The organism is Streptomyces sp. NPDC044984 (genome assembly GCF_040646935.1).
Lineage (GTDB): Bacteria > Actinomycetota > Actinomycetes > Streptomycetales > Streptomycetaceae > Streptomyces.
In genome coordinates this window covers 1-13083 of the sequence record NZ_JBEZBE010000074.1, presented here as the reverse complement: position 1 = coordinate 13083, position 13083 = coordinate 1, and the positions used below count along the sequence as shown (strand labels likewise).

General features: G+C 68.3%; 13 protein-coding genes and 2 pseudogenes. 7 read left to right on the top strand and 8 right to left on the bottom strand.

Going from position 1 to position 13083, the window contains the following annotated elements; genetic code table 11:
* The 4 genes from AB0A94_RS37955 to AB0A94_RS37940 form a co-directional block, all read right to left on the bottom strand.
* Positions 1–643, bottom strand: a 643-nt coding sequence (locus tag AB0A94_RS37955) for an IS6 family transposase (RefSeq protein WP_361751500.1), incomplete at its 3' end; no start/stop codon positions are given.
* 52 nt (positions 644–695) lie between these two features.
* On the bottom strand, positions 696–1748 hold the full coding sequence (locus AB0A94_RS37950; RefSeq protein ID WP_361751498.1) for a LacI family DNA-binding transcriptional regulator: 1053 nt from the start codon (positions 1746–1748) through the stop codon (positions 696–698).
* 90 nt (positions 1749–1838) lie between these two features.
* Entirely contained in the window at positions 1839–2711 is an 873-nt protein-coding gene (locus tag AB0A94_RS37945) for a PfkB family carbohydrate kinase (RefSeq protein ID WP_361751496.1), read from the bottom strand.
* Positions 2712–2940: 229 nt separating this feature from the next.
* Positions 2941–3942 carry an SIS domain-containing protein gene (locus AB0A94_RS37940; RefSeq protein WP_361751494.1) on the bottom strand — a complete coding sequence of 334 codons (1002 nt, stop codon included), beginning with the start codon at positions 3940–3942 and terminating at the stop codon, positions 2941–2943.
* Positions 3943–4301: 359 nt separating this feature from the next.
* On the opposite strand from AB0A94_RS37940, the gene AB0A94_RS37935 reads away from it, so the two are divergent.
* From AB0A94_RS37935 to AB0A94_RS37920, 4 genes are read left to right on the top strand one after another with little or no spacing between them, the layout of a single operon-like run.
* Positions 4302–5621: an ABC transporter substrate-binding protein gene (locus tag AB0A94_RS37935; protein WP_361751492.1), complete on the top strand. Its 1320-nt coding sequence runs from the start codon at positions 4302–4304 to the stop codon at positions 5619–5621.
* A gap of 29 nt (positions 5622–5650) precedes the next feature.
* Positions 5651–6538: a sugar ABC transporter permease gene (locus tag AB0A94_RS37930; protein ID WP_361751490.1), complete on the top strand. Its 888-nt coding sequence runs from the start codon at positions 5651–5653 to the stop codon at positions 6536–6538.
* A complete protein-coding gene (locus tag AB0A94_RS37925) occupies positions 6532–7368 on the top strand; it encodes a carbohydrate ABC transporter permease (protein WP_361751488.1) in 837 nt (278 codons plus the stop codon). The genes AB0A94_RS37930 and AB0A94_RS37925 overlap by 7 nt, the downstream gene beginning before the upstream one ends.
* 27 nt (positions 7369–7395) lie before the next feature.
* Entirely contained in the window at positions 7396–8247 is an 852-nt protein-coding gene (locus AB0A94_RS37920; RefSeq protein WP_361751487.1) for a sugar phosphate isomerase/epimerase family protein, read from the top strand.
* 42 nt (positions 8248–8289) lie between these two features.
* Here AB0A94_RS37920 and AB0A94_RS37915 read toward each other — a convergent pair whose 3' ends face one another.
* A complete protein-coding gene (locus AB0A94_RS37915) occupies positions 8290–8442 on the bottom strand; it encodes a hypothetical protein (protein ID WP_361751502.1) in 153 nt (50 codons plus the stop codon).
* Between the two features lie 153 nt (positions 8443–8595).
* Positions 8596–8739 (bottom strand): annotated as a pseudogene (locus tag AB0A94_RS37910) (IS6 family transposase); the annotation flags it as partial.
* Between the two features lie 36 nt (positions 8740–8775).
* On the opposite strand from AB0A94_RS37910, the gene AB0A94_RS37905 reads away from it, so the two are divergent.
* The gene (locus tag AB0A94_RS37905; protein ID WP_361751485.1) at positions 8776–10068 is read left to right on the top strand and encodes an IS256 family transposase; all 1293 of its coding nucleotides are present in this window, start codon (positions 8776–8778) and stop codon (positions 10066–10068) included.
* Between the two features lie 78 nt (positions 10069–10146).
* Positions 10147–10949 (top strand): IS5 family transposase gene (locus tag AB0A94_RS37900; protein ID WP_361751483.1). Its coding sequence is split into 2 segments (ribosomal slippage): positions 10147–10488 and positions 10491–10949, totalling 801 coding nucleotides; the frame shifts between segments, so codons are not numbered across the junction.
* Positions 10950–11099: 150 nt separating this feature from the next.
* On the opposite strand, the gene AB0A94_RS37895 is transcribed toward AB0A94_RS37900, so the two are convergent.
* Positions 11100–11558, bottom strand: a complete 459-nt coding sequence (locus tag AB0A94_RS37895; RefSeq protein WP_361751481.1) for a DUF4383 domain-containing protein — start codon at positions 11556–11558, stop codon at positions 11100–11102.
* Positions 11559–11722: 164 nt separating this feature from the next.
* A complete protein-coding gene (locus AB0A94_RS37890) occupies positions 11723–12292 on the bottom strand; it encodes a hypothetical protein (protein WP_361751479.1) in 570 nt (189 codons plus the stop codon).
* 302 nt (positions 12293–12594) lie between these two features.
* Between AB0A94_RS37890 and AB0A94_RS37885 the strand changes: the two are divergent.
* A pseudogene (locus AB0A94_RS37885) lies at positions 12595–12987 on the top strand (transposase family protein); the annotation flags it as partial.
* Positions 12988–13083: the final 96 nt, after the last annotated feature.

Sequence of the window (13083 nt, the reverse complement as noted above, 5' to 3'; positions counted from 1 at the left end):
GGCGGGGCCGGAAGTGGGGTGAGATGCCGCTGAACACGGAGAGGAACCGCTGTGCTCCGCCCACCGAGCGGAAGCCTTTCATCGCCCGCTCGCGTCGCCTGGTGGGCTGATGGCTGTTCTCCACCCGGTTGTTCAGATACTTCGACTGCCGGTGTTCGACGCAGGGCATGACCTCTCGGTGGGTGGCGCCGTAGGAGCGGAGCTTGTCGGTGACGATCACCCGCGGCACTGCGCCGGTCCTCTTCGGAAGTCTGCGGAAGAAGCGCCTGGCCGCGGCCTTGTCCCGGCGTTTCTGCACCGGGATGTCCAGGACGGCGCCGTCCTGGTCGACCGTCCGCCACAGGTACTGCAACCGTCCGTTGATCTTGATGAAGACCTCGTCCAAGTGCCACTTGTCCCCAGGCCGAGGCCGCCGGCGGCGCAGCGCGCCTGCGTAGGGCGACCCGAACTTCGCGCACCAGTGGCGGATCGTCTCGTGGGACACCATCACGCCGCGCTCGAGCATCAGCTCCTCGACCTCGCGGAAGCTGAGCGGGAAGCGGAAGTACAGCCACACGCAGTGCGCGATCACCTCGACCGGGTACCGGTGCCCCTTGTACGACGGCGGTGAGCTGTCCACAGACGCCCCTCCCAGCACGACCAACCAGAAAATGATTCCACCCGATCAGCCAACGTGACAGCGCCCCACTGAGCCCTCACGTCCGGCCGGGCGGCGCCGCCACCGACGAACGGTCCACAAGACGGGTGCGCAGGGTGTGCATCTCCCGGCGGGGTTCGGCTCCCGCGAGGACGTCGAGCAGCACCTCGGCGGCCGTGGACCCGAGCCGGTGCACCGGCTGCTCGATCATGGTCAGCGGCGGCACCATGACCGCGGCCCAGGCGCTGTCGTCGAACCCGATCAGGGATACATCACCGGGGCACGACAACCCCCGTGCGCGGATGGCCCGCAGCGCACCGGTGACGCCGTCGGTCTCGGTGCAGAACAACGCGGTGACACGGTCGGGGAGGTCGAGCATTCGGGCAACCTCCCGGGCCGCCCGCTCCTCCACCTTCGGCCCGACCATCACCAGTTCGGGGTCGAAGGGGATGCCCGCGTCGTCGAGTGCGTCGAGGTATCCGCGCAGGCGCTCCCCGTCGGTCCACAGATTGCGGGACGCGGCGGCGATCAGTCCCCGGCGGGTCGCTGGAGCCTTGTCCACCGGTGGGCCCCAGACGAATCCGATGCGCCGGTGACCGGCCGCGATCAGCTTCTCCACCGCCTCGCGCGCCGCGTCCCGGTTGTCGATGACGACGGCGTCCAGATCGAGCGAGGGCACCGCGCGGTCGACGAGGACCACCGGGATTCCGCGGTCGAGGGCCGTGCGGATATGGCCCACCGAGGAGCGGTCGACCGCCGCCGACGCGACGATCATGCCGTCGACGCGCTTGTCGATGAGGACGTTGGCCGCCGCCACCTCCTCATCGAGCCTCTCGTACGTACTGACGACCAGCGTGTCGAATCCGCGGGCACGCGAGGTGTCGCAGATGCCGCGTACGACACCCGCGAAGAACGGGTTGCCGATGTCCGCGACGATGACCCCGAGGGTGTGGGTCACCCCTGTCGACATACTGCGGGCCAGCGCGTTCGCGCGATAGCCGAGCTTCTCGGCCGCGGCGAGCACCCGCTCCTTCAGCTCCGGACTGACGTATCCGTATCCGCCGAGCGTGCGGGCGGCGGTCGCCCGGCCGACACCGGCCTCCGCGGCCACCTCGGAGATCGTCGGGGACGCCGATGGGCGGGGCCGCTCTCCTGGCATCGCTCGGTACCTCGCTTCTCGTGATCGACGGCTGTCCACATGCTAGACACAGCCGGTGAGCCGGCCACGGCCGAATGCCGCCTCGGTGAAGCACTGGTCGTGGGCGGCGTCCGCGCCGTCGTGCAGCGCGCGTTCCAGCTGGTGGCGGTCGGGCGGGGTCGGTCTCCGCCATCCCGCGCGCAGCAGCGAGACCACGAAACCGGCGAGAAAGGCGTCACCGCAGCCCATCGTGTCGATAAGGGGTGCCCCGTTGTCCAGGGGGCGGGCAGGCGCCGCTACGGTCGTACGGCCGTCGTGGGCGATGGCGCCCTCGGCGCCCCGGGTGGCGAGGGCGAGTCCGGCGCCGCGCCGCACCGCCTCGGCCAGCAGGTCGCGGGTAGCCGTCTCGTCCAGGTGGGAGCAGGACAGCAGCACGAGGTCGGCGTACGGGCAGACCCGGTCAAGGTAGCCGGGCGTGCGGTACTCCTCCTCACTGGACAGGTCGAAGGTCGTGAGCGTGTCGAGACCGGCGAGCTTGGGCAGTTCGCCCTCGCTGCCCGAGTACACGCTGGAGTGCACCAGGTCGAAGGAGGACACGTAGGCGAGCAGACCGCGGTCGAGGACCAGCGGCTCGCGCACGGTGACGCCGCCTCCGTTCCAGCCGAGGAAGACACGGTCGCCGGAGTCGACCCGGAGGGTGGACACGCCGCTCTCACCGTTGCGCACGGCGCAGTGGTCGACGGCCACCCCGGTGTCCGCGATGGCCTCGCGCAGGAAGCGGCCGAGGGCGTCGTCGCCGAACACTCCGAGGTACGCCGCCTCCAGACCCAGGCGTCTGGCGTAGACGGCCACGTTCACGCTGTTACCGCCCGGGTAGTCGATGCTGCGGTCGACGAACCGGTCGACGATGTTGTCGCCGAAGCCGAGGACTCTCATGGGTACCTCCTGTGCACTGGCCCGGCACGCCACGGGGCGGGGGCACGGACGGGCGCCCGGCACCGGACTCGGTGCCGGGCGGCGGGTGCGAACTGCGGACTGCGGATCGTGTGTGAGTGAGACGGTGGCCGTGCGCCGCAGTCCTCGGGCGGGACGGGGGTGCCGCGCCGGGTCGGCCGACCGCTGCCGCCGGAGTCGTTCCCGGTGCGGCAGCGGCCGGCCGCGTGTCTCAGTAGTCCATGACGCGGTAGTAGCGGCGCAGGTCGAGCGAGTGTCCGCGCACCCGCTCCAGGTGCTTGCTGACCCGGCCCATGACGGTGTCGAGCACCAGCGGTGCGAGCAGGCCGCGGAACTCCGGGCTGATGCCGGGCAGCGGGTAGTCGCGGGTGTCAAAGACGGTCACGTCACGGGAGATGCGCTTGGCGAAGGCCTCGACCCGGTCGGTGAGGGCGCGGGTCTCGTCCTCGCCCTGGAACACGAGCACGCTCGTGTCCTCTTCGAGGAGTTCCAGGGAGCCGTGGAAGAACTCAGCGCTGTGCACGCGGGTGGTGCGCAGCCACTGCATCTCCTCGAGGATGCACATGGAGTACAGGTAGGTGAACCCCCACAGGTTTCCGCCGCCGACCAGGAAGTGGTAGTCCGTGTCCTTGTGGGCCTCGGCGAAGGCGGCGGCGGTCGGTTCGGCCTGCCGTGCCACGTCGAGCAGGAGGCCGGGCAGTCCGGCGAGTTCGTCGGCGAGCTTCTCGTACCCTTCGAACTCGCCCCGGCGCGCGAGCAGCCGTCCCATGAGCAGCAGCATCTGCGGGTCGAAGGGCCAGGCCTTCGGTTCGGAGACGAGGGCCACGTCCACGCTCCGGGCGACGGGGGACCCGGCGTGGCCCGTGAACCCGACGGTGCGAACCCCCTTTGCCTTGCAGTACTCGATGGCCCGGAGGCTGTCCTCGGTGGTGCCCGACACCGAGGTGAAGACGGCGACCGAGCGCTCGCCGAGCGTCGCCTCCGCCCCGGTGACCAGCTCCGCCGCGATGACGGCGTGGACGGGCAGCGTCGAGGTGCGGCGGGCGAGCTGTTCGTACGGCCACATCTGGGCGTAGGTGCCGCCGGCGCCGACGAGGAAGAGGTTGTCGAAGCCGTCATTCGTGAGACGGTCGGCGAGTTCCTCGATCCGGGGGCGTAGGGCCACCGTGCTCGCCAGCTGGGAGAGGAATTCCGGCTCGTCGAATCCGAGCATCTTCGCGTCCTTTCGGGAACGGGTGCGGCCGGCGGCGCTGAGCGACCTGATACCGGTATCACGCGGGCCACACGCTGACACAGCGCACCGGCGGCGTCAACAGCCGTGAGCTGTCCGCCGTGCGCGGCCTGCTCGAACACCTGCATTGGCCTGGTCTTTTGCTTGATCCCAGTGAAGAAATCGGCCGCGCGACGACTCGCCCCCGCGCCTTTCCGAAAAAGATCTTCTCTTCGACTCTGGTACCGGTATCAGAATCTCTGTACAGTCGCCGCACGCCAGCGGCCGTCCCCCGGACACCCCGCAGCGGATCCCACGCGCCCGCGCCTTCGGCGGGCCCTCCCATCGACGAAAGGACGCCCATGCGCGCACGTGCACTGACACGGTCCGCGGCACTCCTCGGGGCCTCGGCACTCGTCCTCACCGGCTGCTTCGCCGGACCGGCAAAGGGTCCCGCGGCCGACGTGACCGCGAAGCCGGAGCACTCCGGCACCCTGAGCATCCTCACCAAGTTCGCGGGCGAGCCCCTGGAGCCCTACTTCGAGGACCTCGCCGCCGCGTACGAGCGCAAGCACCCGAAGGTGAACGTCGAGCTGATCCAGGAGACCGACCAGAGCATCAAGGACAAGACCAAGACGCTCACCGCGTCGGACGCCCTGCCCGACATCTACTTCACCTGGACGGGCAACTGGGCGGAGAACTTCATCCGCGGAGGCCGCGCGGCGGACCTCACCAAGGTGATCGGCCCCGGCACCACATGGGGCAGGACCTTCGGTGAGTCGGCGCTGTCGGCGTTCGCCCACGACGGCCGCTACTACGGCGTCCCGCTGTACAACAACGGCAAGTTCATGGGCTACAACAAGTCTGCCTTCGACAAGGCCGGCGTCGACGTGCCGAAAACCTTCGAAGAGCTGACCGCCGCCTGCCCGGACCTGCGCGAGGCCGGCTACGAGCCCATCGCCTTCGGAAACAAGGACGGCTGGCCCGCCCTGCACTACCTCCAGCAGCTCTTCGCCCACAACGTGCCGACCGACGTCCGCGAGGCCGACTACGACCCGAAGACCGCCACCTGGGACGACCCGGGCTACCTGCTCGCCCTCAAGCAGTTCAAGACCCTGGTGTCCGCCTGCACCGACACCGGACGCGGCACCAACGGTGTCCTCTACACCTCGGCACAGGAGGCGTTCGGGCAGGGCAGGGCCGCCATGTACTACCAGGAGATCCTGGAATTCGACAACACCACCTCCGGCGGCATGCTCAAGCCCGGAAATCTGGGCATCTTCCCGCTGCCCGCCGCCGCCGAGGCCAAGGGGGACCCCAAGGCCGTCGAGGGCGCACCCGAGGGATACTTCGTCAACGCCCGGTCTCCACGCGCGGCTCTCGCCGTCGATTTCATGAAGTTCGTGACGAGCACCGCCCACGCGAAAACCCTGTCCGCTCCGCCCTACGGCCAGCCGAGCACCGTGGTCGGCGCGGTGACGCCGCAGACGTCCAGCAAGGCCGTCCAGAAGGGGATCGACCTGGTCAACAAGGCCCCACGGCTCGCCGGCTGGCTGGACATGGTCACCGCGCCGGAGGTCGCCGACGCATGGCTGGCCGGTGGCGAGGCCCTCATCAGCGGCAGCAAGTCGCCCGAGCAGGTCATGGACAGCGTGCGCCGGGCCTCCGACTCCGCCAAGTGACCGACGCGGGCTGAAGGGAAATCAATCCGGTGCGCACTCTGTACCAAAGAGCAGTCGGGCTCGCGTGGACCGTACCGGCCCTCGTCCTGCTCGCGGTCTTCGTCTACCTCCCGCTCGTCCAGAACTTCGGTTACTCCACGCTGACCTGGGACATCTACAGCGGCAGCCAGCAGTTCGTCGGTCTGGACAACTACCGCGACCTGTTCGCCGACCCGATCTTCTGGACCTCCTTCACCAACAACCTCTGGTACGCCCTGCTGTCGGTCGTCTTCCAGGTCTTCGGTGCCCTCCTGCTCGCCGCACTCGTCGAGAGCATCCGCAGTACGCGGTGGCAGCGCGCCCTCCGGACGATCTACTTCATCCCCTCCGCGATCTCACTGACCGTCGCGGGACTGCTCTTCTACTTCATCTACGAGCCCAACCTCGGCCTGCTCAACCACGCCCTGGAGGCGGTCGCGCCCGGCACGTTCGACCACGCTTGGCTGGGCCAGGAGAGCACCGCCATGACGGCGGTCATCGCGATGAGCCAGTGGCAGGGCTTCGGCTACTCGACGCTGCTGTTCGCCGTCGCCATCCAGCGCATCCCCGCAGAGCTCCACGAAGCGGCCGCCCTGGACGGCGCCGGACCCGTCCGCCGCTTCTTCCGGGTGACGCTCCCGCTCGTACGGGAGATGACCGGACTCATGCTCCTGGTCACCGTGTCGGGCGCCTTCCAAGTGTTCAACGAGGTCATGGTGATGACCAGCGGCGGACCAGACAACTCGACCCACGTGCTCGGCACGTGGCTGTACCGCAACGGATTCGTACGCAACGACTTCGGCCACGCCGCGGCCATCGGCACCGTCATCTTCGTGATCACCCTCACGATCGCGATGGCACAGCTGTGGTTCACCCGGAGAAGAAGGGTGGAATGGTGAGCCGTCTCGGCTTCCTCGGCGTCATCGCGCGCCTGTTCATGTGGGCCTTCCTGCTGAGTCTCGCGGTCGTGGTGCTCTATCCGCTGCTGTGGATGGTCCTGAACGGCTTCAAGACCAACGCCGAACTCTTCGGCAACCCCTTCGCGCTCCCCACCGATCTGAGCTTCGACAACTACCGCGACGCATGGAACCGCGGCGTCAGCAACTACCTCGTGACCAGCGTCCTGGTCACGGTGACGTCCACGGTGGCGACCGTCTTCATCAGCGCCTGGGCGGCGTACGGACTGACGCGGGTGGACATCCCGCTCAACAAGGTGCTCACCGCCGTCATCCTGGGCGGCCTCATGCTCACCCCGACCGTCGCCCTGGTCCCGCTAGTGCGCATGTTCCAGACGATCGGCCTGTACAACAGCTTCTGGGCACTGCTCATCCTCTACACGGCCTTCCGCATCCCCTTCACCACCTTCCTCATCCGCGCCTACATGATCGACCTGCCGCGCGAGGTGGACGAGGCGGCACAGATCGACGGTGCCGGCCGCTGGACCGCGTTCTGGCGGATCGTCCTGCCGATGTGCAAGCCCATCATCACGTCCACCGTCCTGCTGCATGTGCTCTTCGCGTGGAACGAGTACCTGTTCGCCATGGTGTTCACCAACAGCAATGACGTGCAGACCCTGCCGGTCGGCCTGACGAGCCTGATGAGCAAGCACGGCACGGATTTTCCCGTCGTGTTCGCCGGCATGGTGATCGCCGCGGTCCCCGTCGTGCTCCTGTTCCTCTTCGGCCAGCGCTACATCGTCAAGGGCCTGGCCGACGGCATCGGCAAGTGAACGCCCCCGGCAAGAATGGAGAACCCCATGCCGATCGCCCGCCCCCCGCGGCTGACCGGATCCAATTTCGCCTACCAGCATCTGCCGTTCGACACATTCCTAGACGACGCGGTCGCCCTGGGCCGCGAGAAGCTGGAACTCTGGGGCATCGCCCCGCACCTGCACATTCCGCAGGTCGGCGACGCGGAGGCACGCGACCTGCGCCGCCGTATCGAGAGGCGTGGCCTCTCGGCGTACTGCCTCACGCCCGAGCAGGTGGTGTACCCGGTCAACGTGGCCTCTCCGGTCGGCTGGCTGCGCGCGCAGAGCATCGCCCTGTTCCACCGGGCGGCCGAGCTCTGCGTCGAACTCGGCGCCGAGAAACTGCTGCTGACACCCGGCCGGGGCAGTGAGGACGAGCCCGTGGACGCCGCCTGGCGCCGGTCGGTCGACGCGATCGGTGACATCGCCGCCTACGCGGACACACTGGGCGTGACGTGCGTCCTCGAACCGCTCCAGCGTGTCGAGTCGAACCTGGTCAACGACTCGCCCACGCTGGCGGCGATGCTCGACGAGATCGGCGCCGGCCATCTGGGAGCGGTGCTCGACACGGTGACGATGGCCGTGGCCGGCGAAACAGTCGACGACGCCTTCGCCGTGCTCGGCGACCGAATCCACCATGTGCACCTGATCGACGGCCGCCCCATGGGACACCTGGCGTGGGGCGACGGCGAGCTTCCGCTCCCCGACTACCTGCGGGCCCTCGAACGGCACGGCTACGACGGCTGGATGACGTTCGAGCTGTTCGGCGACGGCACGTACGCGCTCGACCCGCGGGCGGCGGTGGAGCGGTGCGACGCGGCGGTACGCCGGTGCCTCGGCACGGCCCCGGGGAAATGACCGCGCGAGCCGGTTGCCGAGGCAGCCCGTCGGCTCGGTGGATCAGCTTCCGTCGCTCTGCGGGTGCAGGACGTGCGTGGCGGCCAGTTCGCGGTACACCGGGCTGGTGACGGAAAGTTCGTCATGCCGGCCCGAGGCCACCGAGCGGCCATCCTCAGGGACGACGATCCGGTCGGCGTGCCGCACGATGGCCAAACGGTGGACGATGACAGGGACCTCGCAGTTCGGATGACCACACCCAGCGTCTGGGTGAGCGTCGTCTCGTCGACGGCGTCCAGGGTCCGTGTCACCAGGGCAAAGCTGTCGACGGCGCAGCGCGCCTGCGTACCGCTGCGCGAACGTGGCACACCAGCGGCGCACCGTCTCGCGGGAGACGACGATCCCACGCTCGAGCATCAGCTCCCCCACCTCGCGGAACCACAGCGGAAGGCGTAAGTACGGCCACACGCAAGGAAAGGTGACCTCGACCGGGTACCGGTGGGGACTGTAAATCGTTCGGTGTAACTCCCGATCATGGAGGATGCATCGATGACCAGTGAGAACGTGGCCGAGCAGGACGCTGTCGAGTCGGCACCGGCTGTATCGGCGAAGGCCGCGGACGACCAGCTGATCGACGAGCTGGTGAGCCGGGCCCAGGCCGAGGGCCTGCAGCTGACCGGCGAGGGCGGGCTGCTGCAACAGCTGACCAAGCGGCTGCTGGAGTCCGCCCTGGAAGGCGAGATCACCGACCACCTCGGCTATGACAAGCACGATCCGGCGGGCAAGAACGGCGGCAACTCCCGCAACGGCAAACGCTCCAAGACCGTGCTGACCGACGTCGGCCCGGTGGAGATAACCGTGCCCCGCGACCGCGACGGCTCCTTCGAACCGAAGATCGTCAAAAAGCGGCAGAAGCGCCTGACCGGGGTCGACGAGATGGTCATCTCGCTGGCCGCCAAGGGCCTGACCACCGGCGAGGTCCAGGCCCACCTGGCCGAGGTCTATGGGGCCGACGTCTCCCGCCAGACCATCTCCACCATCACCGACAAAGTCCTCGAGGGCATGGCCGAATGGCAGAGCCGCCCCCTCGACCCGGTCTATCCGGTCGTCTTCATCGACGCCATCCACGTGAAGATCCGCGACGGCGCGGTCGCCAACCGGCTCATCTATGTCGCCTTGGCCGTCACTACCGAGGGCCGGCGGGAGATCCTGGGGCTGTGGGCCGGCGACGGCGGCGAGGGAGCCAGGCACTGGCTGCACATCCTCACCGAGATCAAGAACCGCGGCGTGAACGACGTCCTCATGCTGGTCTGCGACGGGCTCAAGGGCCTGCCCGAGGCGGTGGAGACGGTCTGGCCCCGCACCATCGTGCAGACCTGCGTGGTGCACCTGCTGCGGAACTCCTTCCGCTATGCCGCCCGCCAGGACTGGGACAAGATCGCCCGCCTCCTCAAGCCCGTCTACACGGCGCCGGCCGAGGAAGCCGCCCTGGAGCGGTTCGCAGAGTTCGCCGACGCCTGGGGCCGGAAGTATCCGGCGATCGTGAAGCTGTGGGAGAACGCCTGGGAGGAGTTCACCCCCTTCCTGCGGTTCGACACCGAGATCCGCCGCATCGTCTGCACCACCAACGCAATCGAGTCGGTGAACGCCCGCATCCGGCGGGCGGTCAAGGCCCGCGGCCACTTCCCCAACGAGCAGGCCGCCCTGAAGTGCGTCTACATGGCCATCATGTCTCTCGACCCCACGGGCAAGGGCCAGGCCCGCTGGACCATGCGCTGGAAGACCGCACTGAACGCCTTCGACATCACCTTCGACGGCCGCCTGACGGCGGCCCACCAGTAACCCCAACCAACCTGGTTATACCGCTCGTTTGACAGACCCTCTTAGACGTCGTCTCATTTGGGTTCGTAATTTTGAGGTATGACGATCGTGGAGCGGCTGGTCCCGGACGGGTTGTGGGAGTTGTTTCAGCGGGTGGTGCCGCCCGCGCCGACGCGCCCGCAGGGCGGTGGGCGGCGTCGTTACGGTGACCGTGAGGTGCTGGCGGCGATCGTCTTCGTGGCCACCTCCGGCTGCACGTGGCGGCAGTTGCCGCCGGTCTTCGGTCCGTCGGGGCCGACCGCGCACCGGCGTTTCACCGAGTGGAGTGCCGCCCGGGTCTGGGCGAAGCTGCACCGTCTGGTTCTGGACGAGCTGGGCGCGCGCGGGGAGCCGGACTGGTCGCGGTGCGCGATCGACTCGGTGAACATGCGGGCCCTGAAAGGGGGGACCTGACGGGTCCGAATCCTGTGGACCGGGGCAAGAAGGGCTCGAAAATCCACTTGATCACCGAGAGGACCGGTCTGCCCCTCACGATCGGGATCTCCGGCGCGAACCTCCATGACAGCCAGGCCCTCAAGCCTCTCGTCCGCGGCATCCCGCCGATCCGCTCCCGGCGCGGCCCGCGTCGGCGCAGGCCCGCCAAGCTCCACGGCGACAAGGGTTATGACTATGACGACCTGCGACGATGGCTGCGCAAGCGAGGCATCCGGCACCGCATCGCCCGCAAGGGCATCGAGTCCTCCACCCGGCTGGGCCGACACCGCTGGACCATTGAGCGCACCATGTCCTGGCTGGCCGGCTGCCGTCGCCTGCATCGCCGCTACGAACGCAAGGCCGAACACTTCCTGGCCTTCAGCGCCATCGCCTGCACTCTCATCTGCCACCGCAGACTCGCCAAATGAGACGACGCCTTAGCACTGGCCACGGGAAGACGCAGAGCGCGGTGACAGGGGACCGCATCACCGCCCGCATAGCCCCTACCGACGGCCGGTGGCGGCCCGGCGACCGCCACCGCCTGTTGCCGCACTTCAGTGGGCAGCTCCCTGTGCCGGTCACACGGTAGTCCGTGTCGCACTCCGTCCGCGGGTGAGCAGGGCACCGAGCGCGATCATTCCCAGGCCCAGCAGCAGGTGCAGCCAGTTGTCGGCGGTATTGACGGGGACGAAGTTCGCGGCGCTGTCGTGGTCGATGATCAGCCCGTACAGCCACAGGACCAGATAGATGGCGCCGCCGGCGAGGAGGTAGAGCCGTGCTTGAGCTGCGGTGCGCGACAGAGCCAGTCCGGCGACGCCGAAGGCGAGATGCACGAGGTTGTGCAGGATGGACACCTGGAAAAGGCCCAGCAGCTTGGCCTCGGAGTGGTGCGCGGCGAACTCCATGGTGTCGTAGTTCGTGGTGATGCCCGGGATGAAGCCGAGGACACCGACCAGGAGGAAGACCGCGCCCACGACCAGGGCGGCCTGCTGTACCGGGGTTCGGGCAGTGCGCGCGGCACGTGCGTGTGTGGACATGGCAGCTCCCTGATTCAAGCGTGAAGGCAGGCCCGGCTGTCCGGTCCGCCATAGCCCTCCCCGTGTGCCCCCAGCCGTCGCAGACATATCACAGCAACACCATGCGCACACAGGCCTGGCGGCTGCGGCCTGCGGTCATAGCCGATCCGCCGCACGAGGCGGCGTCAGTCCATCAGATGGGCAACGGAGCGGGCCCGCTCCCACATGCCGGGGATCTGCTCGCTCGGACGCTGCTGTTCGCCGTGCAGGGCGTTGAGCACCACCAGGCACCCGGTCAGGGCCGGCACCGCCCACTGAGCGGCGGCCAGCTGCCGCCGTGCCTTGTCCACGTCGATCGGATGCTTGTGCGCCTTTTCGGCGTCATCAGGATCCGTGGAGGAGGCCAGCTCGACCTTCTTACCCAAGACGCGGGCCCAGGCGGTGGCGGCCAAAGCCGCAGCAGTGACGACGGTCTTGGCTGTGGTGGAGGCGGCCACGCCCTGCTGGGTGGCGACCCGGTGCGCGTTCACGGCAAGCAGCCCGCCGCCGCCGAACAGGTGTGCGCCGATTGCGGCCGCATTGACCGGCGCCCACTTACCCCAGCCCGATGACGCGATCCGGTCCCGCGTCGTCTCCGTGCTCCCTTCGTCCTGGGCCGCACCGTTCAGGCCGATCGCTCCCATCAGCGAGCCTCCGAACCAGGCGGCCAGACCAAGATCGTGCAGACTGCGGATGGCGGTGTTACGTTCAGACATACAGGGCTCCTTCAGGGGCGGTCGCAAGGGCTTGGCCGACGTGAACGGCAGCCCCCCACCATCCTCACCGCATTCCAGATGCCCCGCCATCACGGCAGGCCAGATGGGTGCATACGACGTTGTCAGGTTGTTGGGTGTGTGGGCGTTTGATGGTGTGTCGAGGTGTGGTGGGGCCGGTGCTCAGGCCGTGGCAGGCCGGTCCGTGACGCCGGTGATCTGCTCCCGGATGGTGAAGCGGACGGTCATTTCGGCTCGGTAGAGGTTGTCCCGTAACTGCTGGTCAGAGGTGGGATGATCTTGTCGTGGCTGGTGTGATCACGGCGTCGGAGCCCTCTTGGACAGGTCCGTTCACCGGGCTGAGCCCGCGGCAGTTCAACAAGCTGATCACCGCGTTGCGGCGTGAGGGAGCCGATCCGGTCCGCAAGGGCCGGCCGTGGTCGCTGCTGTTGGAGGACCGGGTGCTGCTGGTGACCGCGTACTGGCGCACCAACCTCACCCTGCGCCAGCTCGCCCCGCTGTTCGGCGTCTCGAAGTCGGCGGCCGACCGGATCGTCGACCATCTCGGGCCGGCTCTCGCCCTCCAGCAGCGCAAGCGGTTCCGCAAGGGGACCGTGCTCATCGTGGACGGCACGCTGGTCCCCACCCGCGACCGGGCCGTGGCCGCCTCCAGCAAGAACTACCGCTACTCCACCAACCTGTGCCGCTTGGGAAGTCATCGCTGCTGGTCAAGCCGCATATCGGTACTCGTTGATCACTCCGCCGAGGATGCGGGTGCGTAGGAGTTTGCCGGG